This window comes from Pantoea sp. GL120224-02, assembly GCF_900215395.1.
GTDB classification, from domain to species: Bacteria; Pseudomonadota; Gammaproteobacteria; order Enterobacterales; family Enterobacteriaceae; genus Pantoea; species Pantoea communis.
Genome location: NZ_OBEC01000004.1, coordinates 370,192 through 393,040 on the forward strand (window position 1 = coordinate 370,192; position 22,849 = coordinate 393,040).

Annotated in this window: 19 protein-coding genes and 1 riboswitch; of the genes, 10 read left to right on the forward strand and 9 right to left on the reverse strand. The window is 54.7% G+C overall.

Features of this window, described 5'->3' with window-relative positions:
• Window positions 1-177 precede the first annotated feature (177 nt).
• The 3 genes from tolC (at window position 178) to CRO33_RS10775 (ending at window position 3,653) form a co-directional block, all read left to right on the forward strand.
• Window positions 178-1,650, forward strand: coding sequence for an outer membrane channel protein TolC (gene tolC / locus CRO33_RS10765; protein WP_097118142.1), 1,473 nt, complete (start codon window positions 178-180; stop codon window positions 1,648-1,650).
• Window positions 1,651-1,791: 141 nt separating this feature from the next.
• Entirely contained in the window at window positions 1,792-2,481 is a 690-nt protein-coding gene (locus CRO33_RS10770) for a DUF1190 family protein (protein WP_097118143.1), read from the forward strand.
• An 8-nt stretch (window positions 2,482-2,489) separates the two neighbouring features.
• Window positions 2,490-3,653, forward strand: a complete 1,164-nt coding sequence (locus tag CRO33_RS10775) for a glutathionylspermidine synthase family protein (protein ID WP_097118144.1) — start codon at window positions 2,490-2,492, stop codon at window positions 3,651-3,653.
• A 37-nt stretch (window positions 3,654-3,690) separates the two neighbouring features.
• Here the strand turns inward: CRO33_RS10775 and ygiD are convergent, their stop codons facing one another.
• On the reverse strand, window positions 3,691-4,476 hold the full coding sequence (gene ygiD, locus CRO33_RS10780) for a 4,5-DOPA dioxygenase extradiol (RefSeq protein ID WP_097118145.1): 786 nt from the start codon (window positions 4,474-4,476) through the stop codon (window positions 3,691-3,693).
• 220 nt (window positions 4,477-4,696) lie between these two features.
• Complete coding sequence (gene ribB, locus CRO33_RS10785) at window positions 4,697-5,353, reverse strand: 3,4-dihydroxy-2-butanone-4-phosphate synthase (RefSeq protein ID WP_034828370.1); 657 nt, start codon at window positions 5,351-5,353, stop codon at window positions 4,697-4,699.
• 111 nt (window positions 5,354-5,464) lie between these two features.
• Window positions 5,465-5,614, reverse strand: a riboswitch (FMN riboswitch).
• Between the two features lie 171 nt (window positions 5,615-5,785).
• On the opposite strand from ribB, the gene ubiK reads away from it, so the two are divergent.
• Window positions 5,786-6,091, forward strand: coding sequence for a ubiquinone biosynthesis accessory factor UbiK (gene ubiK, locus CRO33_RS10790; RefSeq protein ID WP_034828368.1), 306 nt, complete (start codon window positions 5,786-5,788; stop codon window positions 6,089-6,091).
• A 236-nt stretch (window positions 6,092-6,327) separates the two neighbouring features.
• On the opposite strand, the gene hldE is transcribed toward ubiK, so the two are convergent.
• From hldE to CRO33_RS10805, 3 genes are all read right to left on the reverse strand, one after another.
• Window positions 6,328-7,755: a bifunctional D-glycero-beta-D-manno-heptose-7-phosphate kinase/D-glycero-beta-D-manno-heptose 1-phosphate adenylyltransferase HldE gene (gene hldE / locus CRO33_RS10795; protein ID WP_097118146.1), complete on the reverse strand. Its 1,428-nt coding sequence runs from the start codon at window positions 7,753-7,755 to the stop codon at window positions 6,328-6,330.
• 127 nt (window positions 7,756-7,882) lie between these two features.
• A complete protein-coding gene (gene glnE, locus CRO33_RS10800; protein WP_097118147.1) occupies window positions 7,883-10,741 on the reverse strand; it encodes a bifunctional [glutamate--ammonia ligase]-adenylyl-L-tyrosine phosphorylase/[glutamate--ammonia-ligase] adenylyltransferase in 2,859 nt (952 codons plus the stop codon).
• A gap of 31 nt (window positions 10,742-10,772) precedes the next feature.
• Entirely contained in the window at window positions 10,773-12,083 is a 1,311-nt protein-coding gene (locus CRO33_RS10805; protein WP_097118148.1) for a CYTH domain-containing protein, read from the reverse strand.
• Window positions 12,084-12,287: 204 nt separating this feature from the next.
• Between CRO33_RS10805 and CRO33_RS10810 the strand changes: the two genes are divergently transcribed.
• Window positions 12,288-12,911: a TIGR04211 family SH3 domain-containing protein gene (locus CRO33_RS10810; RefSeq protein ID WP_097118149.1), complete on the forward strand. Its 624-nt coding sequence runs from the start codon at window positions 12,288-12,290 to the stop codon at window positions 12,909-12,911.
• 141 nt (window positions 12,912-13,052) lie between these two features.
• On the forward strand, window positions 13,053-14,285 hold the full coding sequence (locus tag CRO33_RS10815) for a multifunctional CCA addition/repair protein (protein ID WP_097118150.1): 1,233 nt from the start codon (window positions 13,053-13,055) through the stop codon (window positions 14,283-14,285).
• 17 nt (window positions 14,286-14,302) lie between these two features.
• Here CRO33_RS10815 and bacA read toward each other — a convergent pair whose 3' ends face one another.
• Both bacA and folB read right to left on the reverse strand, forming a co-directional pair.
• A complete protein-coding gene (gene bacA / locus CRO33_RS10820; protein WP_058959467.1) occupies window positions 14,303-15,121 on the reverse strand; it encodes an undecaprenyl-diphosphate phosphatase in 819 nt (272 codons plus the stop codon).
• Window positions 15,122-15,312: 191 nt separating this feature from the next.
• Window positions 15,313-15,672: a bifunctional dihydroneopterin aldolase/7,8-dihydroneopterin epimerase gene (folB, locus tag CRO33_RS10825; protein ID WP_034828354.1), complete on the reverse strand. Its 360-nt coding sequence runs from the start codon at window positions 15,670-15,672 to the stop codon at window positions 15,313-15,315.
• A gap of 107 nt (window positions 15,673-15,779) precedes the next feature.
• On the opposite strand from folB, the gene plsY reads away from it, so the two are divergent.
• Window positions 15,780-16,379: a glycerol-3-phosphate 1-O-acyltransferase PlsY gene (gene plsY / locus CRO33_RS10830; RefSeq protein ID WP_034828352.1), complete on the forward strand. Its 600-nt coding sequence runs from the start codon at window positions 15,780-15,782 to the stop codon at window positions 16,377-16,379.
• Between the two features lie 30 nt (window positions 16,380-16,409).
• Here plsY and tsaD read toward each other — a convergent pair whose 3' ends face one another.
• Window positions 16,410-17,423, reverse strand: coding sequence for a tRNA (adenosine(37)-N6)-threonylcarbamoyltransferase complex transferase subunit TsaD (gene tsaD, locus CRO33_RS10835; RefSeq protein ID WP_097118151.1), 1,014 nt, complete (start codon window positions 17,421-17,423; stop codon window positions 16,410-16,412).
• A gap of 278 nt (window positions 17,424-17,701) precedes the next feature.
• On the opposite strand from tsaD, the gene rpsU reads away from it, so the two are divergent.
• From rpsU to rpoD, 3 genes are all read left to right on the forward strand, one after another.
• Window positions 17,702-17,917: a 30S ribosomal protein S21 gene (gene rpsU, locus CRO33_RS10840; RefSeq protein WP_001144069.1), complete on the forward strand. Its 216-nt coding sequence runs from the start codon at window positions 17,702-17,704 to the stop codon at window positions 17,915-17,917.
• A 118-nt stretch (window positions 17,918-18,035) separates the two neighbouring features.
• Complete coding sequence (gene dnaG / locus CRO33_RS10845; RefSeq protein ID WP_045814813.1) at window positions 18,036-19,781, forward strand: DNA primase; 1,746 nt, start codon at window positions 18,036-18,038, stop codon at window positions 19,779-19,781.
• Between the two features lie 363 nt (window positions 19,782-20,144).
• A complete protein-coding gene (gene rpoD, locus CRO33_RS10850) occupies window positions 20,145-21,989 on the forward strand; it encodes an RNA polymerase sigma factor RpoD (RefSeq protein WP_034828348.1) in 1,845 nt (614 codons plus the stop codon).
• 48 nt (window positions 21,990-22,037) lie between these two features.
• On the opposite strand, the gene CRO33_RS10855 is transcribed toward rpoD, so the two are convergent.
• Window positions 22,038-22,796: a substrate-binding domain-containing protein gene (locus CRO33_RS10855; RefSeq protein WP_097118152.1), complete on the reverse strand. Its 759-nt coding sequence runs from the start codon at window positions 22,794-22,796 to the stop codon at window positions 22,038-22,040.
• Between the last annotated feature and the right edge of the window lie 53 nt (window positions 22,797-22,849).

Sequence of the window (22,849 nt, forward strand, 5' to 3'; positions counted from 1 at the left end):
GAAAAGCCAACCCTTGTGCTCCGTCCGAGTGGTTCTTTCTGAATTATTTACGTAAATTAGGGGAAGAAGGCACGTTCAGCCAACTTATCTCTGACGCCGCCTCTGTAGAATCGGCGATTATTTTTTGGCTTACCTGCAGCACTACCAGTGCAATTTGCTGCAACAAAAGGAATGCAAATGAAAAAACTGCTCCCACTTTTTATTGGGTTGAGCCTGGGCGGATTTAGCCTTGCCAGCCAGGCAGAGAACCTGTTGCAGGTTTACCAGCAGGCGCGCCTTAGCAACCCGGATCTGCGTGCTTCTGCCGCTGACCGTGATGCAGCCTTTGAGAAAATTAACGAAGCGCGTAGCCCTTTATTGCCACAGCTCGGTCTGGGCGCAGATTATACCTATAACAACGGTTACCGTGACAGCAGCGGTCTTCATTCCAACACGACCAGCGCTTCTCTGCAATTAACACAAACCATTTTCGATATGTCGAAATGGCGTGCGCTGTCGCTGCAGGAAAAAACCGCCGGGATTCAGGATGTGACTTATCAGGTTGCACAACAGGATCTGATTCTGAATACCGCAACGGCGTATTTCAACGTGTTGAAGGCGATTGATACCCTTTCTTACACGGAAGCGCAGAAACAATCGATTTACCGCGAATTGGATCAAACCACCCAGCGCTTCAACGTTGGCCTGGTAGCGATCACTGACGTGCAGAACGCCCGTGCCCAGTACGACAGCGTGCTGGCCAACGAAGTGACCGCGCGTAACAACCTTGATAATGCAGTGGAATCGCTGCGTCAGATCACCGGTATGGATTATCTGGCACTGGCTTCACTGAATATCGATCGTTTCAAAACCGCACGTCCTGATGCCGTTGCGACCCTGCTGAAACAAGCGGAAAGCCGTAACCTCAACCTGTTATCTGCACGTCTGAGCCAGGATTTAGCGCGCGAGCAGATTCGCTCTGCGGAAACAGGCCATATGCCAACGCTGGATCTGACTGCCTCAACCGGTATGTCTAACAGCAAATATGGCGGCAGCCGTGCGAACCAGAGTTCAGGCACCACCGATTCCATCACGGGTTCCAACCAGGTCGGCCTGAGCTTCTCCCTGCCGCTGTATAGCGGTGGTTCAGTGACCTCGCAGGTGAAACAGGCGCAGTACAACTTTGTTGCCGCCAGCGAACAGCTGGAAGGCGCACATCGTAGTGCGATCCAGACCGTGCGTTCTTCGTTCAACAACGTTAACGCGTCGATCAGCAGCATTGATGCTTACAAGCAGGCCGTTGTCTCTGCTCAAAGCTCATTGGATGCAATGGAAGCCGGTTATCAGGTGGGTACCCGTACCATCGTTGATGTGCTGGATGCGACCACAACCCTGTTCAACTCTAAACAGCAACTTTCTGATGCGCGTTACAGCTACCTGATTAACCAGCTGAACATCAAATATGCGCTGGGTACGTTGAATGAGCAGGACCTGCAGCAGCTGAACAGCACGCTGGGCAAGGAAATCACCACCGCACCTGAAGTGGTGGCACCGGAAAACAGCCAGCAGGCTTCACGTGTCGATAATGGTCCGAAAACTTCGGCACCTTCAGCCGCCGCGAAAGCGCGCCCGGCTGCCGCGCACAGCAGCGGAAATCCTTTCGGTAATTAATCCCTTAAGGGGTCGCTTGCGGCCCCTTTCGCATTCAAACGTATAACAACGTAAAGATCCCCCAGCCATCCGGCTTCTCGCTTCATTTTCCACCACTCATCACCTATCCTAAGCCCCACCTTTGGGCACAGGATGAAAATAATGAAACGGACTAAACATATTCGTCATGCCGCTTTTCGTAAAAGCTGGCAGGCACGCCATTTAACGCCAGTGGCACTCGCGGTTACCGCAGTGTTTATGCTGGCTGGCTGCGAACAGAGCGATGAGACAGTATCGCTGTACCAAAACGCGGATGATTGTGCGAAAGCTAACCCTAGCCAGAGCGCGCAATGTACCACTGCGTATAACAATGCGAAGAAAGAAGCCGAACGCACCGCACCGAAATACGCCACGCGCGAAGATTGCGTCGCAGAGTTCGGTGAGAATCAGTGCCAGCAAACTCCTGCCCAGGCCGGTGTCGGTAGCACCAACAATGCCGAAGCGCAGCAGAGCGGTAGCTTCTGGATGCCGCTGATGGCCGGTTACATGATGGGTCGCATGATGGGCGGCGGCGCGGGCTTTGCGCAGCAACCCTTGTTCTCACCGAAAACCCCGAACAGCCCGGCTAACGGTCAGTTTGTCGATGCTTCCGGCAAAAACTATGGTGCAGCGACCTCAGGCCGCAGCATGAACGTGCCGAAAACCGCCATGGCACCTAAGCCAGCGACCACCTCCACCATCACGCGTGGTGGCTTCGGTGAGAGCGTTGCGAAACAAAACACCCTGCAGCGCAGCAATGCCACCAGCACCAATCGCAGCAGCACTGGCAGCAGCCGCTCGATGGGAGGCTAAGCCGTAGTATGCAACGTATTGCTATCAGCGAACGCCCGGACTGGCGCGAAAAAGCCAACGAATACGGCTTCCAGTTTCATACCATGTATGGCGAACCTTACTGGTGTGAAGACGCTTACTACCAGTTCACCCTGGCACAGGTTGAGCAATTAGAAGATACCACCGCCGAACTGCATCAGATGTGCCTGCAGGCGGTGGAAAAAGTGGTGAACAGTGATGAACTGCTCACCCGCTTCTGCATTCCCAAACACACCAGGGACTTCGTACGAGACTCGTGGAAGCTGCGTCAGCCGTCGCTCTATTCCCGTCTGGATTTAGCCTGGGACGGTAAAGGCGATGCCAAGCTGCTGGAGAATAACGCCGACACGCCGACCTCTCTGTATGAAGCCGCCTTTTTCCAGTGGATCTGGCTGGAAGATCAAGTCAATGCGGGCAACCTGCCACAAGGCAGTGACCAGTTTAATAGCCTGCAGGAAAAGTTGATTGAGCGCTTTGCCGCGTTGCATCAGGAGCACGGTTTTAACTGGCTGCACTTTGCCTGCTGCCGTGACACCGAAGAAGATCGTGCCACAGTACAGTATATGCAGGATTGCGCCACCGAAGCCGGCCTGCCGAATGAATTCCTGTATATCGATGAAATTGGGTTGGGTGAAAGAGGCCAGTTTACCGATCAGCATGATCAGGTGATCAGCAACCTGTTTAAGCTTTATCCGTGGGAATTTATGCTGCGTGAAGTGTTCTCCACCAAGCTGGCAGATGCCGGTGTGCGTTGGTTAGAACCGGCGTGGAAAAGCATTATCTCGAATAAAGCGCTGCTGCCGCTGCTGTGGGAAATGTTTCCTGACCATCCCAATCTGCTGCCCGCCTACTTTGCCGACGACAAAAATGCCCCGCAGATGGACAAGTACGTGGTGAAACCGCTGTTTTCACGTGAAGGCGCCAATATTCGCATCATTGAAAACGGCCAGGAGATCGCCCGTGCTGAAGGTCCGTACGGCGAAGAGGGAATGATCATCCAGCAATTCCATCCGTTGCCGAAGTTCGGCGACAGCTACACCTTGATCGGTAGCTGGCTGATTGACGATCAACCTGCTGGTATCGGCATTCGTGAAGATCGCGCGCTGATCACTCAGGATCTGTCACGCTTCTACCCGCATACTTTTATCGAATAAATGCTGTGCCGCCCGTCAGACACGGGCGGCCAGTGCATTAGCTGACCTGCACCGAAAGCATACTGATAGCGCCCATCTCCATCCCTTCCACCGGAATGCTGATCGACTCCTCAGCTGCACGCGCGCCGAGGATATACAGCAACGGCAGATAGTGTTCTGGCGTTGGGTTGGACATCTCTGCACCTTCGTGCTGCAAATAATTCACCAACGGATGATCTGCTGCTTCACCGGCAAAGCTCAAATTCTCACGCACAAATTCATTGAAGCTTTCAGCCCACGGATAGCTTGTGGCGGCACCCTGCCAGCGCAGCATCCGCAGGTTATGCACCACGTTACCGCTGGCGACGATCATCACGCCTTCGTCACGCAGCGACGCCAGTTTGCGACCTAATTCGAAGTGCCATTGCGCCGATTGCGTCCCATCGATACTTAACTGCACCACCGGGATATCGGCTTGCGGATACATTTTTGCCAGCACGCCCCATGAGCCGTGATCAAATCCCCATTCCTGGTCGGCATGGACGTCAATCGGTGCCAGCAGTTCGATCACTTGCTGTGCCAGCTCTGGCGAGCCCGGAGCCGGATAACGCACATCAAACAGCGCCTGCGGGAAGCCACCAAAATCATGGATGGTGCGAGGATTATGCATGGCCGTTACCGCCGTACCGCGTGTGTACCAGTGTGCCGACACCGCGAGAATGGCGCGCGGACGTGGCAATGTTGCACCCAGATGCTGCCATGCGCGGGTATAGGTATTGTCTTCCAGTACGTTCATCGGGCTGCCGTGACCTAAAAACAGGGCGGGCATACGGTTGTGGCTCATGATGGTTCCTCTGACGAAAGTGTCGCTTTATTAGCCGCTACGATACGCGCTTTCGTGCCGGGATTAACGCTGATAACTGTGATGATCTCTATCAGAGAATTTGAATAAGAATTTGCGTAGTGGTTGGGCGGTGAAGATGAGGATTAAAGGTGCACTTTCGCGCGAAAAAAAATCCGCAGCCTGTAAAAACCGCGGATCTTTTGATGACGATAACTGAGGCTTAACTTGCCTGGCGCGTTTCACGCTCGCGGCGATAAGCCACCAGATCTTCAATCGTTACGACCGGCATATCGTGTTGTTTGGCAAACACAATCGCTTCTGGCGCATGCGCCATGCTGCCGTCGTCATTGGTCAATTCACACAGCACACCGGCGGGTTTGAAGCCTGCTAATGTCACCAAATCGATGGTGGCTTCAGTGTGACCACCACGCGTCAGCACACCGCCTTCGCGCGCGCGCAGCGGGAAAACATGGCCTGGACGGTTGAGATCGCTCGGCTTCGCGCCATCTGCCACAGCGGCACGAATGGTGGTGACGCGGTCAGCGGCAGAAACACCGGTGGTGACACCTTCCGCTGCTTCAATGGTGACGGTAAAGCCGGTGCCATAAGAGCTGGTGTTGGTTTCTACCATCATCGGCAGATCCAACTGCTGGCGGCGTTCTTCAGTAATGCACAAGCAGACAATGCCGCTGCCGTGGCGAATGGTTAATGCCATTTGCTCTACGGTCATGGTTTCGGCGGCAAAGATCATGTCACCTTCGTTTTCACGATTTTCATCGTCGAGCACCATCACACCGCGACCGTTGCGCAGCGCATCGATGGCGCGTTCTACACGCTGTTCCGGCGTGCCAAATTCAGAAAGAAGCGTCTGATTCATGGTAAAAAACCTTATAAAAAATATATGAGTTACCAGAACCAGGGCGTGCTTAGGAGTGCGCAAATAATACACATGGCAAAAACGTGACGCGGGCCTAAGCCCGGCTGATGTCGTTACCCTCTCCCATCCGGACTCTAACCGTCGGCCCCGGAATTACACCGGATCTGCTGACCTTTCACTTTGCAGTGAAAGCGCTCGCGGGCTTTCAGCCGAAGCTGATTTACCGCCGGTGGGGAATTTCGCCCCGCCCTGAGAATAAGCGAGGTCACTATAACGCCAATCATCTGGACGGGCAATCGACAAAAGCGCAAATGCTTTTGCATTTACTGCGATGCGGAATTCAGGTTTAACCTTTTCGTTTCAGGCATTACACTTAACCTTTGTTGAGTCGGAACACGTGCTGTTATCAGCCACCGCAACCAGGAAATCATCATGATCGACACGAAAAAAATTGAACAACTGGCTCGCCAGGTCCATGAAGCCATGCCAAAAGGGATTCGCGACTTTGGCGACGATGTCGAAAAGAAAATTCGTCAGGTGCTGCAGGCGCAGTTAACCCGCATGGATTTGGTGAATCGTGAAGAGTTTGATGTGCAGACGCAGGTACTGCTGCGCACGCGTGAGAAGCTGGCGGCACTGGAACAGCGCCTGGCGAAACTGGAAAGTGAGAGCCCTGCTGCACCGGCACCTGCGGTGGTGACACCGGACCCGGCGGGTAAGATCGACACTCCGCAGTAATTCGCTGACTCGGCGGCGTATATTGCTCGAAAACACTCGCTGAGCTTACATTGCTCGCAGACAACAACAGGCGGCCATTAGGCCGCCTGTTTAGTCAGAATACGCTTGCTTCTTCGCTCGCCGTTAATGATAGCGAATCATCTGGAATCTTAGTGCTCGCGTGAGTGGCTGCGAATAATTGAAAACCCCAGTGCTCGCTTTTGATGACAGCGAATCTTCTGGGATCTCAATGCTCATCATGAGTGGCTGCGAATCGTCTTGATGATGTTAGTGGTGGAGATACCGTCTTCAAAGTTCAGCACGCGCACGTCACCGCCGTTGGCCCAAACCTCTTTACTGCCCGCGATATCTTCCGGCTTATAATCGCCGCCCTTCACCAGCAGATCCGGTAACACACCCGCGATCAAACGCTGTGGCGTATCTTCTTCAAACAGCACCACCCAATCCACTGCTTCCAGCGCACCGAGCACGATCATGCGGTTTTCCTGCGGGTTAACCGGACGGGTTTCACCTTTCAGACGTTTGGTAGAAGCATCGCTGTTCACCGCCACAATCAGGCGATCGCCCAGCTTACGAGCGTTGGCCAGATAAGAAACGTGGCCCGCATGCAGGATGTCGAACACGCCGTTAGTCATCACCACTTTTTCACCGCGCTGACGCGCCAGCGCCACAGCCGCTTTTAGTTCAGCTTCGGTCATCACACCAAATCCGCTATCCGGACGGGCGTGAATCGCATTTTCCAGCTCAACGGTGCTCACGGTGGACGTACCGAGTTTACCGACCACCACGCCGGCTGCCGCATTGGCGAGGAAACAGGCTTCTTCCAGGCTATCGCCTGCTGCCAGCACGGCGGCCAGCACGCCAATCACCGTATCGCCTGCGCCGGTGACGTCATACACTTCCTGCGCTTGCGTTGGTAAATGCACTGGCGCTTTGCCTGGTTGCAGCAGCGTCATGCCGTTCTCAGAACGGGTGACCAGCAGCGCAGAGAGATCATAATCAGCGATCAGCTGCATGCCGCGGCTGACAATCTCTTCTACGGTTTTGCATTTACCCACTACGGCTTCGAATTCAGACAGGTTAGGCGTCAGCAGAGTCGCGCCACGATAGCGCTCGAAATCGGTGCCTTTCGGATCGATCAACACCGGCACGTTGGCTTCACGCGCCAGCTGAATCATGGTTTGCACGCTGCTCAACGCGCCTTTGGCGTAATCTGACAGCACTAACGCACCCGCTTGCGCCAGCGATTGGCGCATACGATCGTGAATAGGCTGCGGATCAACCTGCTCGAAACCTTCTTCAAAATCGAGGCGAATCAGCTGCTGATTACGCGAAAGCACGCGCAGTTTGGTAATGGTCGGATGGCTTTTCACCGCGACAAAATCACAATCGACTTTGACCTTTTCCAGCGTCTCACTCAGCACACGTGCCGCATCATCTTCACCGGTCAGGCCAATCAAACGCGAGCCAGCACCCAGTGCAGCAATGTTCATTGCCACGTTGGCCGCGCCGCCTGGACGCTCTTCGATGGTATCGACTTTCACCACCGGTACCGGGGCTTCAGGCGAGATACGGCTGGTTGGGCCATACCAGTAGCGATCTAACATGACATCGCCAACAACCAGCACAGCGGCTTTGCCAAAAGCGGGCAGTGTTACTTTCATTCCAAAGACTCCAGACTACGGTCAAAATTATGCGCGGATAATAACATACCCCGATGAGACTTCGAGCCACAGGTGCGTGGGCTGCGCGCCTTCCTGTAGGCCGGGTCACTAAGGGCGAAGCGTTATTTTACGCTTCCGCGCTATCAGATTCGGTGGCAGCCAGCCAGCGTTGCCAACTGCGATGCACGGCAGCCCGCTCAGTAGCAAAAGATTCCGGTGCGACGTGCCCCGGCAGCTCCTGCAATGCGAGATGGTGCAATGCATCACGCAGCGTGACATACGCGTGAGTCAGCGCCTGCGCTTCTTCTGCATCCATGATCTCCTGACGCGCCATCAGCTCAAAAATACGCACATTGTCTGACCAGCGCGTCAACGCAGGCTGCTCTGCCGCGTAGCCTAAGACAAGATATTGCGCGATGAATTCAATATCGGTGATGCCGCCTTCATCAGTTTTGATCTCCCAGCGTCCTTTGTGTTTGTTGCTGAGGTGGGCACGCATTTTCTCGCGCATTTCACGCACTTCTTTTTGCAGTGCAGGACGCTCACGCGGCAGGCAAAGAATGCCGCGACGGATGTCATTGAAGCGATCGCAGAGCGACGTCTCGCCAAAAACAATACGCGCACGCACCAGCGCCTGATGTTCCCAGGTCCAGGCTTCATTACGCTGATAATCATCGAAGGCGGCAAAGGTACTCACCAGCATGCCCGCCGCGCCAGAAGGACGCAGCCGCGCATCGACTTCATACAAAATGCCGGAGGAGGTGCGCGTGTTGAACAGATGCATCACGCGCTGCGCCAGCCGCAGGTAGAATTGGCGGCCATCAATCACGCGCTCGCCATCGGTTTCCGCATCGTCCGGGCAGTCGTGCAGGAACACCAAATCCAGATCCGAGCTGTAACCCAGCTCCCAGCCACCCAATTTGCCATAGCCAACCACAGCAAAACCGCGCTCGCTGTCGCTGGTGAGGTGCGAAGGACGACCATAGCGCTGCACCATCATTTGCCACGCTTGCTGCACCACCGATTCGATAATGGCTTCCGCCAGCCAGGTTAAGTGATCACTCACTTTCATCACCGGCAGCGTTTCAGCGATATCGGCAGCGGCAATGCGCAGATGCTGCGCCTGCTTGAACTGTCGCAGCGCTTCCAGCTGCTGTTCTTCATCATCGGTAGGAATGCGCAGCAGATACTGGCGCAATTCATCGCGATACGCATCGGTGGCTGTCGCCTGGTACAGCGTGGCGGGATCGAGCAGTTCATCCAGCAACAGCGGATAACGTGCCAGCTGGCTGGCGACCATCGGCGAGGCGGCACACAGGCGGATCAGATGACGAAGTGCGCCGTGGTATTCCGTCAGCAGCTCCAGATAAGTGCTGCGGGTTAACACACCGAGCAGTAGCGGCGTCAGGCGACCCAGTACCACATCTGCATCTTCGCGTGGACAGACTTCACTCAACAGGCGCGGCATCAGTTGATCAAGCGCTAAACGCCCACGCGGTCCGATGGTGCGACGACTGACATCCTGGCGGAAACTGTTGAGCGATTCATACAGCGCATGACGTTGCGCTTCGTTCAGCTGTGGCACGACAGGAATGAGATCGCTCTCCTCCAGCGTGTCTTGCCACAGGCCTGCGAATTCAGCCAGCTGCGGTTGATCGTCAACGTCTGGCGCATCATCACCAATCAGTTCATCAAAGATACTGCGCACGCCTGCCATCTGCTGTTCAAGTTGCAACATCAGCGCATCCCAGTCCGCCGCGCCCATCGCCCAGGCTAAACGCTGACGATCGAGTGGGTTTTCCGGCAGCGTTTGCGTCTGCTCATCGTTGATGCTTTGCAGCAGGTTTTCCAGACGACGCAGGAACAGATAGGCCCCGCGCAAATGTTCCACCTGCGCCGAATTCAGCAAAGCCAGTTCACCGATGGCCTGCAGCGTTGGCAGCAGGGAACGGAGCTGAAGTGAGCGCTCACGTCCACCACGAATGAGCTGGAACACCTGCACGATAAATTCGGTTTCGCGAATGCCGCCCGCCCCGAGTTTGATGTTGTCTTTCAGGCCACGACGCCGTACTTCACGGGCAATCATGCCTTTCATGTTACGCAGCGACTGAATCACACTGAAATCGATGTAGCGGCGATAGACGAACGGACGCAGCATCTGCTGCAGTTCCTGGCTCCAGTGGCCCTGGTCGTCGCCCATCAGGCGCGCTTTGACCATCGCGTAACGCTCCCAGTCGCGACCCTGCTCCTGATAATAGTCTTCCAGCGCAGCAAAGCTCAGCACCAGCGGGCCACTGTCACCAAACGGGCGCAGACGCATATCCACGCGATAGACGAAACCATCCACGGTAGGCTGATCCAGCACTTTGATCAGGCGCTGACCCATGCGGGTAAAGAATTGAGCGTTATCGAGTTCACGACGGCCGCCTTGCGTCACACCGTTTTCCGGCCAGGCAAAAATCAGGTCGATATCGGAAGAGAAGTTGAGTTCGCCGCCGCCCAGCTTGCCCATACCGAGGATCAGCATGGGCTGCGCTTCACCGGCTTCATTGCACGGCGTGCCAAAATCGCGGCTGCAATCCTGCCACACCCAATCACGAGCGGCAGCGATGAGGATCTCCGCCAGCGTGCTGAGTTGCGTCAGGCTCTGTTCGGTACTGGCGTGTTGCAGCGCCTGCATCCACGCTATGCGCACCAACATATGGCGGCGGAACAGGCGCAGTTCGCGCATCAGGGAAGTTTCATTTTCCACGCCCGCCAGCGCCTGATTTAGCCAGGCACTGTAGTGTTGCCACTCATCTGGTAGAGGCGGTTGCTGCTGGAGCTGTTGCCACCACTCCGGATGCTGCTGCAGGTTATCAACGATAAAGTCACTAAAGGTCAGCGCGCCCGCCTGCTCTGCCGTAAAGGCGGAAGGCGGCATATTCAGGCGCTCGGCCACGATAGCTAACTGCGCCTGCATCAGCGCCGGTAACGGTAACAACATCTTCCCTCCCTGATTCGATTGTGCGTCCGACTTAGCGTTTCACTCCGCTATTCAGCCAGAACGGCGATGGCCGAATGGCCAGATTAACCAGTTGAATCAACCCGCGCTCCTGCTGGATGCGAATCGCATGCTGCAGCTCCTGCCAGCCTGCCAGCCAGACATTCACCTCTTCCGCTGGATAAGCCCCTGCCAGCAGATGCACCGCTAAAAGCTGGCGATTCAGGCGCGTGGATTTGTCCTGAAATTCGTTAAACAGCTGCACGTCGACAAAGGTCTCACGCAGATCGGCAGCAATACGGCTGAGCATGATATCGCTGAAGCGTTTGAACGAACCTTGCAGCTTGCTTTTGCTCTTATCATCCAGCCAGTTCTGCCATTGTGATTCCACCAGCCAGTGAGTAAGTGCTAACTGGGCATCAACAGAGACCGTAGAAAAACAGGCGGTTTCCGCATCAATTTCTGCATCTGCTAACAGCTCATCGAGACGCGTCAGCTTCTGACGCAGATCGCTGCTCGCCTTGCGCGGCACCAGCGCACCAAATAGCGAGAACGCCTGTCGCAGGGTTTCCAGCGCATCCATCACCGCTTCTTTGGCATCGGCATTTCCACGCAGCCACACTTCTTCATGGTACTGCCACTGGTTAAGACCGGCGGTCATCGCGTTGATCATGCCCTGCTCTACCGTTGCTTTAGCGCCGATTTTTTGTAGCGCTAATGCACGCAGCGGACGGGCAGGATTGCCCTGAGCCAGCTGATAACCGCGCGCGGCTTTGCTCAAGCTGCCCAGGCGCAGGCCGCCTGCGGTGATCAAGGCTTCAGCGAACTTCAGCATGTCGGCGCGCTGGCCGCTTTTCAGCTCCAGCTCCACTTCGTACAGCGGCTCGCTCAATTCACCTGCGGCAACGTCTCCGCGATCAAACGCCACTTCAATTTCGCTCTCACCAAACTGCACCAGCCAGGCTTCACGCTGGAAATGGGTGCTGAACAGCGGTTGCAGGCGCTGCTGTAATGCCGCCACATCGGTGCCTTCTGGCCAGATTTCAGCCGGCAGCTGGGCGATATCCAGCGTTGGCTCGGTGAGGTCGACGTTATATTCCGGGCGCTGATGCAGACCGCCCACGGTTTTGCCGGCGGCCTTCAGCGTCATCTCATAACGCTGATCGACACCGCGGATGCGCAGGCCCATATCCCAACGACGTAGCTGATTGTCATCGGTCTCAAAATAGATGTTGGTCAGCTCGCGTGCGGCGAAGTGCTGATGTGGCCACGCGGCAAGGGTTTCACCGAGTTTTTCGGCGGCTTGTGGTGTGGCAATGAACTTTAATTCGATTTCGATGGTCATAATTTTTTATTCAATACGCTGCTGGCACTTACGAGTTTAATCTGGCGAAGAGTAATGCACCGGAAGCCCGCTGTCTCCGCTTTCTTGTGCTTTTACGACCCTTTTCGCACCAGATTGAGACCAGGATAGTTCTCATTCAGATTTTTGAGAAGCGTCTCCAGACTGTGCCGGTAATTTTACGCCATTAAGAAAAAACGACATCGAATGAAAAAAATCACACTTGCTGCCCTTTCTTTGCTGGCATTTAGCGCCATCGCCCCCGTTCATGCTGCTGACGAAAAGCGTTATATCTCCGATGAATTATCCACTTGGGTACGCAGCGGCCCGGGCGATCAATATCGCCTGATTGGCAAGCTGAATGCCGGAGAGGAAGTCACCCTGTTGCAGGTCAACAACGATTCCCAATATGGCCAGATTCGTGATGCCGAAGGGAAAACCAACTGGATCCCACTGTCCCAGTTGAGTGCCGAACCGAGCCTGCGCACTCGCGTGCCGCAGCTGGAGCAACAGGTCAAAGATCTCACCGCTAAGCTGGCGAATATCGACAACAGCTGGAATCAGCGTACTTCTGAAATGCAGAGTAAAGTGGCGAACAGCGACGGCACCATTAACGGCCTGAAAGCGGAAAATCAAAAGCTGAAAAATGAGCTGATTGTCGCGCAGAAAAAAGTCAGCGCCGCGAACGTCCAGTTGGATGACAAACAGCGCACCATCATCATGCAGTGGTTTATGTATGGCGGCGGCGTGTTAGGTGTTGGCTTACTGCTTGGTTTGGTGCTGCCGCACATGGTGCCGCGCCGCAAGAAAAACGATCGCTGGATGAACTAAAACCGCCACGCCGATTTGTTCTTTTCTTCAAGGGGATCGTAAGATGCCCCTTTTGGCGTGCCCGATATCTAGCCAAAGCATGCAACAATAACGCAACATGCGTGCACGGCGCGCAGAATACATTGCCTCTGGAGTGGTTGAGTGAAGACGTTTCTGGTCGGTGGCGCGGTGCGTGATGCCTTACTGCGTTTGCCGGTAAAAGATAGAGATTGGGTGGTGGTCGGTGCCACACCTGAAGCGATGCTGGCACAAGGTTATCAGCAGGTGGGCCGGGATTTTCCGGTTTTTTTGCACCCACGCAGTCGTGAAGAGTATGCACTGGCGCGTACCGAACGCAAAAATGGCAAAGGCTACACCGGTTTTGTCACACAATTCGCCCCAGACGTGACGCTGGAGCAGGATTTGCAGCGCCGTGATCTCACCATCAATGCCATTGCGCAGGCCGGCGACGGCAGCTTAATCGACCCTTATCGCGGACAGCAGGATTTGGCGAAACGCACCCTGCGCCATGTCTCATCCGCTTTTAACGAAGATCCACTGCGCGTGCTGCGCGTGGCGCGTTTCGCTGCCCGTTTTGCCCACCTCAATTTCCGTGTCGCGGATGAAACGCAGGCCTTAATGCGTGAGATGGCGGAGAGCGGCGAGTTAGCTGACCTCACGGCCGAACGCGTGTGGAAAGAGACCGAGAAGGCTCTGCTGACCCGCAATCCGCAGGTCTATTTTCAGGTATTGCGTGACTGCGACGCATTGCAGGTGCTGTTCCCGGAGCTGGATAACCTGTACGGCATTCCGGCGCCGATCAAATGGCATCCCGAAATTGATACCGGCGTGCACGCGTTAATGACGCTGACGATGTCTGCCGCACTGTCAGAGGAATTGGATGTGCGCTTTGCCACGCTGTTCCACGATGTCGGTAAAGCACTGACGCCGCCGGAAAAATGGCCGAGCCATCATGGCCACGGTTTAGCCGGTGTGCCGATTGTCGAAGCGCTGTGCCAGCGGCTGCGCGTGCCCAATCAGGTGCGCGATCTGGCACTGGTGGTCACGGAATTCCACGATATCGTCCACACCATTGAACGCCAGTCAGCGGAATCACTGGTTGCCCTGTTCGATCGCATTGATGCATGGCGCAAGCCCGATCGCGTAGAGAAGATGGCACTGACCAGCGAAGCCGATGCGCGTGGTCGCACTGGAATGGAAAGCATGGCCTATCCACAAGGCGATTATCTGCGTCAGGCGTTTGCGCTGGCTCAGGCGGTACCAACGAAGGATGTGGTTGCAGCAGGTTTCAAAGGACCAGCCGTGCGGGAAGAGTTGACGCGTCGTCGGGTGATGGCAGTGCAGGATGGGTTGATCAACGTGCGGCCAGCATAACCGGCCGCACGCCGCGCTTACATGAAGATGGCGTAAACCGCCGCCGCCACGATAAAGCGATAGATAGCGAACGAAACAAACGAGATACGCTTAATCAGTTCCAGGAACACTTTGATCGCCAGCAGAGCAACGATAAAGGCGGTCACGAAGCCGACGGCGAACATTGGGAAATCCTGCATGGTCAGGAAGCCCATGCTCTTGTAGAGATCCAATCCGGTGGCACCAATCATCATCGGCACCGCAAGGATGAATGAGAACTCTGATGCAGCATAACGGCTCACGCCCATCAGCATACCGCCAGAAATGGTGGCACCCGAGCGCGAGAAGCCCGGCCACAGCGCCAGACACTGGAAGCAACCAATCATAAACGCCTGGCGGTAAGTGATATCATCGATACCTACCGCTTTAGGCTGTTTAGGTTTGAAGTACTCAGCCACCAACAGCAACACGCCGCCGACGACCAGTGCGTACATCACGTTAATCGGATTAAACAGGCTTTTGATTTGATCGTGCAGCAGCAAGCCAATCACCACCGCCGGAACCATACCTAACAAAATGTGAATCAGGGTCAGTTTCCCGGTTCCAGTGCCTTCATGCGGCTCTTTACCGAAGTGAATACCAATCAGTCCGAACAGGCGACGCCAGAACATCACCACTACCGCTAAAATTGAACCCAGCTGAATGACGACTTCAAAGGTTTCAGCTTTATCGCCCTCGAAGCCCAACAGATGGCCAACGATGATCATATGGCCCGTAGAAGAGACCGGCAGGAATTCCGTGAGGCCTTCCACAACCCCCAGGATTGCAGCAACCCAAAGCTGGTGAATATCTGCCATCAAAATTTTTCCTCTATCCGTTTTAAACAGTAAAAAGGCGGCCGCAAGGTGCTACCGCCTAAAATTATGCCTGCGCCACGCTGAAGGAAACCTTAAGAAAATCGGCAACTTCGCGTCCGTTAGCGCAACGGCCTCAAGTGAGACACACCATAATTTGGTTTGGTTTCATTGTGATGGCAATCACGGATGATTTATTTAGGAATAGTCCCGCGCTCGATACGCACGCCAACGGTCGCTGCCTGGGCCACCGCGCCAGGTTTCCCGACCTTGATGCGCACACCGGGCGTTTTGAAACGATTCATCAACAGATCGGCAATTTCTTCCGCCACGCGTTCGACCAGGGCAAAGCGCTGGCCCTGCAGATGATTGAGGATAACCTCGGTGACATCGGCGTAGCTCAGACAGTCGTTCACATCGTCACTCACCGCAGCACGACGGTTGTCCCACGCCATTTCGACATCGAGCACCAGCTTCTGCTGCATGCCCTGTTCCCAGTCGTAAACGCCAATGGTGGTGAACACGGTGAGTTGTTCTATAAATACGATATCCATGATGTCAGTCTCTGTTTTTGGCTAAGCCGGATACCACTTCCGGCGGATTATGCGTATTATCCACGCTTATCGAGAACAAAACGACCCAAAAGGAACGGTACGAGGCTATGAGTGCTATCGCGCTTGGTATGATTATTTTCGCGTATCTTTGCGGCTCGATTTCCAGTGCGATCCTGGTTTGTAAACTCGCGCGTTTACCCGATCCGCGTACCGCCGGCTCCGGCAACCCTGGTGCGACCAACGTGTTGCGCATTGGTGGTAAAGCCGCTGCGGCTGCGGTACTGATCTTCGACGTGGCAAAAGGGATGATTCCGGTGTGGATCGCCTATCTGCTGCACGTCACGCCGATGTATCTCGGCTTAACCGCGATTGCCGCCTGTCTCGGCCATATCTATCCGGTGTTTTTCCGTTTTCGTGGTGGTAAAGGCGTGGCAACCGCATTCGGTGCGATCGCGCCCATTGGCTGGGATTTGACGGGATTGATGACCGGCACCTGGCTGCTGACGGTGCTGCTGAGCGGCTACTCCTCGCTGGGTGCGATTGTCAGTGCGCTGATTGCCCCGTTCTACGTGTGGTGGTTCAAACCGCAGTTTACCTTCCCGGTTTCGATGCTCTCCTGTTTGATTCTGTTGCGTCATCACGACAACATCCAGCGCCTGTGGCGCGGGCAGGAAAATAAGATCTGGAAGCGGAAAAAGAAGAAATAAAAAAACCGGCGCGATGCCGGTTTTTTCGTTTTAGATGGCGGGCAATTCGGCCAGTGGCCAACGTGGCCGGACACTGACGCCCAATCCACCGCGTGTGCCGCCTTTCAGCCGCACCATGCCAGCGTAGGCAATCATCGCGCCGTTATCAGTACAGAACTCCGGGCGTGCATAAAACACCTCGCCACCGCGCTTTTGCATCATCTCGGCCATACGCTCACGCAGCGTACGGTTGGCGCTGACACCACCGGCAATCACCAGGCGTTTAAAGCCGGTCTGCTCCAGCGCGCGTTTGCATTTGATCATCAGCGTATCCACCACTGCATCCTCAAACGCACGAGCGATATCGGCACGCGCCTGCTCATCTCCGTTATGTTCACGAATGGTGTTGGCGGCGAAGGTTTTCAGACCCGAGAAGCTGAAATCCAGCCCTGGGCGATCGGTCATCGGGCGCGGGAATTTGAAGCGACCCGGCGTGCCCTGCTGCGCCATGCGTGACAGCATCGGCCCGCCCGGATAATCCAGACCGAGCAGTTTGGCGGTTTTATCGAAAGCTTCGCCAGCCGCATCGTCAATCGATTCACCCAGCAAAGTGTATTCACCAATACCCGTGACGCTGATCAACTGCGTGTGACCACCCGAAACCAGCAATGCCACAAACGGGAATTCCGGTGGATTGTCTTCCAGCATCGGCGCCAGCAGATGGCCTTCCATATGATGCACAGGCACCGCAGGCACATTCCACGCAAACGCCAGTGCACGGCCGACAGTCGCCCCGACTAATAGCGCACCAACCAAACCTGGACCGGCGGTATAGGCCACGGCATCAATGTCTTTTGCGGCTAATCCGGCTTCTTTCAGCGCAGCCTGAATCAGCGGAACGGTTTTACGCACGTGGTCACGTGAGGCCAGTTCGGGCACCACACCACCGTAATCAGCGTGCAGTTTGACCTGGCTATATAATTGATTCGCCAACAGACCGGACGCATCGTCATAAATCGCGATGCCGGTTTCATCGCAGGACGTTTCAATACCCAGAACTCGCATAGCTTTTATCACCCTCTTCTTGCGGCGCGCAGTGTAGCACAGGCGAATCACACGCTGGACGACTTTGCCAGGAAAAAGTGTTTTTCTGTCGCACAAAGAGTGCGCTATACTCCACGGCCTGAAAAAACCGGCAGCCGCGATGGCATATGTCTCTGTTGGTTCTAAATTGTTCATGGTGCTTTACAACTCGGCTACGGCTGGAGTAAAATGCTGCACCATTTTAAAAGTGCTGGCGCCGCAGTCAGCAGCAAAACCGAATTTATCGAGGTAAGAGTTACATGCCGGTAATTAAAGTACGTGAAAACGAGCCTTTCGACGTAGCACTGCGTCGCTTCAAGCGTTCTTGCGAGAAAGCAGGTGTTCTGGCGGAAGTTCGTCGTCGTGAGTTTTATGAAAAACCAACGACTGAGCGTAAGCGCGCTAAAGCGTCTGCTGTTAAGCGTCACGCCAAGAAACTGGCTCGCGAAAACGCACGCCGCACTCGTCTGTACTAATTTCTTTCGGAAGTTCGCTTCCGCCGCGTGTTAAACGCAGACAGAGTCAAGTAAGAGGCCGTGCTTTCCGAAAGGAAGCGCGGCTTGTTGCCGTTTATGAGCTGAAAAACCGGGGCTTATGGCTGGACGAATTCCACGCGTATTTATCAATGACTTACTTGCCCGCACGGATATCGTGGATCTTATCGATGCCCGCGTTAAGCTGAAAAAGCAGGGTAAGAACTATCACGCGTGCTGTCCTTTTCATAACGAGAAAACCCCCTCTTTCACCGTAAGCGGTGAGAAGCAGTTTTATTACTGCTTCGGCTGTGGCGCCAAGGGTAACGCCATCGACTTCCTGATGAATCACGATCGTCTGGATTTCGTTGAAAGCGTTGAGGAGCTGGCCACGCAACACGGCTTAGAAGTGCCGTATGAAGCGGGCAACGGCCCCAGCCCGATGGAACGTCATCAGCGTCAAAGTCTGTATCAGCTGCTGGAAGGCCTCGACGGTTTCTATCAGCAAAGTCTGCGTAACCCGCAAGCGACATCTGCACAAAATTATCTCGCCACACGCGGTCTCAGCCAGCAAGTGATCGATCACTTCGCGATTGGTTATGCGCCAGCAGGCTGGGATAACGTGCTGAAACGTTTTGGTCAGCAGAAAGAGGACCGCGAATCCTTGATGGAAGCGGGCATGCTGGTCAGTAACGATTCCGGCCGCACTTATGATCGTTTCCGCGATCGCGTGATGTTCCCGATTCGCGATAAGCGTGGGCGCGTCATTGGCTTTGGTGGACGTGTACTGGGCAATGATACGCCGAAGTACCTTAACTCGCCGGAAACACCGATTTTCCATAAAGGCCGTCAGCTATATGGCCTGTATGAAGCGCAAAAGAATCATCCGCAGCCAGCGCGTTTACTGGTTGTAGAAGGCTATATGGACGTGGTGGCGCTGGCGCAATTTGGCATTGATTATGCCGTTGCCTCGCTGGGCACCTCGACCACCGCGGAACACATTCAGCTGCTGTTCCGCTCTACCGACACGGTGATTTGCTGTTACGACGGCGACCGCGCGGGGCGCGAAGCCGCATGGCGTGCATTGGAAACCGCATTGCCTTACATGAATGACGGTCGTCAGCTACGCTTTATGTTTTTGCCAGATGGCGAGGACCCGGACACGCTGGTGCGTAAAGAAGGCAAAGAGGCGTTTGAAGCGCGGATGGAGCAGGCTTTACCGCTCTCCACGTTTTTATTCGACAGCCTGATGCCGCAGGTCGATCTGAGCACGCGTGACGGTAAAACCAAGCTGGCCACGCTTGCGCTGCCGTTGATTAGCCAGATCCCCGGTGAAACTTTACGCATTTATATGCGTCAGAATCTGGGTAATAAACTCGGCATTCTGGACGATAACCAGTTAGACAAGCTGATGCCAAAGCAGGCAGAAAGCGGCACTGCGCCAACGGCTCCCCCGTTGAAGCGCACCACCATGCGCGTGTTGATTGCGTTACTGGTGCAGAATCCGCAATTTGCCGCCATCGTTCCTACGCTGGACGGGCTTGAGCAGTCAAAAATGGCGGGTTTGCCGCTGTTTGTGGAGTTAGTCAGTCGTTGTACGGAGAATCCTGGCCTGACGACCGGACAGCTACTAGAGTTATATCGCGGGACAGAATTTAGCCAGCCCCTTGAAACGCTGGCCACCTGGAACCACATGATAGTGGATGAAGAAGCAGAAGCCGTGTTCCAGGATTCACTGGCGAGTCTTTATGACTCAGCCCTTGAACAGCGCCTTGAAGCGCTTATCGCTCGCGACCGTACCGAAGGCCTGAGCGCCGCCGAACGCCGCGAGTTCTGGGCCTTAAGCCAGGCATTAGCGAAAAAATAAGATTATTACCGGGTCAGAACTGTGAAGGCTGTGAAAGCACACATTCTGACTTGGGTGTACGGTTTTCGCTTTTTTAAGCACACCGTACGAGGGCCGTCGGCGTCGAAGCCAGTTTCGTTACCGCCAGCGCGCAGCAACCGGAGCGTACTGAAGTACGTGAGGATTGTGAGCACTGCCGGGGCGAAAATGGCGAGTAAGCCAGGCCCGCTAAGAAAGAACTCAAGCGGCTTAAGTGCCGATATATGAAGGGTCGATACCCTGGCCGCGTTGAAGGCAGCGGCAAAAGAACAACGCCTTCACTGTTATAGTTGGCTCGCTGCCGACCGACACCAATCTAATTAACAGAAGTGTGGATACCGTCTTATGGAGCAAAACCCGCAGTCACAGCTTAAGCTGCTTGTCACCCGTGGTAAGGAGCAGGGCTATCTGACCTATGCTGAGGTCAATGACCATCTGCCGGAAGATATCGTCGACTCCGATCAGATCGAAGACATCATCCAGATGATTAACGACATGGGTATTCAGGTTGTTGAAGAAGCACCTGATGCCGATGATCTGATGCTGAATGAGAACAGTACTGATACTGACGAAGATGCCGCAGAAGCTGCCGCGCAGGTACTCTCTAGCGTTGAATCTGAAATTGGCCGTACTACTGACCCTGTGCGTATGTATATGCGCGAAATGGGTACCGTTGAGCTGCTGACGCGCGAAGGCGAAATCGACATCGCTAAGCGTATCGAAGACGGTATCAACCAGGTTCAGTGCTCAGTTGCCGAATACCCGGAAGCCATCACCTATCTGCTCGATCAGTACGATCGTGTGGAAGCGGGCGAATCTCGCCTGTCTGACCTGATCACCGGCTTTGTTGACCCGAACGCGGAAGAAGATATCGCGCCAACTGCCACTCATGTGGGTTCTGAACTGTCTGAAGAAGACCGTAACGACGACGATGAAGAAGACGAAGATGGCGACGACGACAGCTCTGACGATGATAACTCCATCGATCCAGAACTGGCGCGTGAGAAGTTCAACGATCTGCGCACCCAGTACGAAACTACCCGTACCGTGATCAAAGCTAAAGGCCGCAGCCACGCTGATGCCGTTGCAGAAATCAATAACCTGTCTGAAGTGTTCAAACAGTTCCGCCTGGTACCGAAGCAATTCGACTACCTGGTGAACAGTATGCGCGTCATGATGGAGCGCGTGCGTACGCAAGAGCGCCTGATCATGAAGCTGTGTATTGAAATCTGCAAAATGCCGAAGAAGAACTTCATCACCCTGTTCACCGGCAATGAAACCAGCCCAAGCTGGTTCAAAGCGGCGCTGGCCATGAATAAACCCTGGTCAGAGAAACTGCTTGAAGTTGAAGATGATGTGACGCGTTCACTGCAGAAATTGCAGCAGATTGAAGAAGAGACCGGCCTGACCATCGAGCAGGTTAAAGACATCAACCGTCGCATGTCGATCGGCGAAGCCAAAGCGCGTCGTGCGAAGAAAGAGATGGTTGAAGCGAACTTGCGTCTGGTTATTTCTATCGCGAAGAAATACACCAACCGTGGCCTGCAGTTCCTCGATCTGATTCAGGAAGGTAACATCGGCCTGATGAAAGCGGTTGATAAGTTTGAATACCGTCGTGGTTATAAGTTCTCAACTTATGCGACCTGGTGGATTCGTCAGGCTATCACCCGTTCTATCGCCGACCAGGCACGTACCATCCGTATTCCGGTGCATATGATTGAGACCATCAACAAGCTCAACCGTATTTCGCGCCAGATGCTGCAAGAGATGGGCCGTGAGCCAACGCCGGAAGAGCTGGCTGAGCGTATGCTGATGCCAGAAGATAAGATTCGCAAAGTGCTGAAAATTGCTAAAGAGCCGATCTCTATGGAGACGCCGATTGGTGATGATGAAGATTCACATCTGGGCGATTTTATCGAAGACACCACGCTGGAGCTGCCGCTGGATTCTGCTACCTCAGAAAGCCTGCGTTCAGCCACCCACGACGTGCTGGCGGGTCTGACTGCACGTGAAGCGAAAGTCCTGCGTATGCGTTTCGGTATCGATATGAACACTGACCACACGCTGGAAGAGGTTGGCAAACAGTTTGACGTTACCCGTGAGCGTATTCGTCAGATCGAAGCCAAGGCGCTGCGTAAGCTGCGTCACCCAAGCCGCTCCGAAGTGCTGCGTAGCTTCCTTGACGATTAATCCTCGTTAAGACGAAAAACCCCGGCTTGCCGGGGTTTTTTATTGCCTTCAAAACGGCGTCAGCCCTTTTTCCTGCATCATTTTGCGCGCTTTGTCGCTCTGCAAATACTTCACAAACTGCGCCGCTGCCTGCTTCTGCTGGGTGCTACGCGTAATCACCGCGCCGTATAGCGTATCCTGCTGCACCGCTGGCGGAATCAGCCCGACAATGGTAATCCCCTTCACCGCCTGCAGCTCACTGTTCTGCTGGAAGCCTAGCTCCGCTTTCCCTTGTGCCACCGCTTCACCCACCGGTGTGGCGGGGATCACTGACACTTTGCTGGCGGTCTTCGGCCCCAACTCCAGCTTGCTCAGCATCTTGCCTTGAATATATTTGCCGCTGGCACTGTCTGAAATCGCGATGCTGGAGGCTTCCGTGAGGACCTGTTTGAATTTCGCCACCGTACTGATATCCGGCGGCGTCATGCCCTGCTTCACCGCCATCGCGATATAAGAGTGCGCCAGCACCTGATGGCTGCTGCTATCCACAAATTTGGCCTGCTCCAGCGGTTTGATGGCGTAATCGACCATCACCAGCACATCGGCATTATCCTGACGTTTCAGACGATTAGGGATCGCCTGCGGCGTATCGCCCATCGAGGGCGCCGCTTCCAGCTGCAGGGTATTGCCAGTTTGCTGCTGATAATCCTGCTTCAGGCTCTCAATCACCGGATACATGCCACCGGAGCTAAATACTTTCAGCGTCTCTGCCTGTGCCGTCTGTTGCGCCATCACCAGCAGCGCCGCTAACGCGATTGTGCGTTTCATCTTCCCTCTCTTTATTTGCCATAAAGATTTGGGTTTAGTCAGAAACCGCAAAT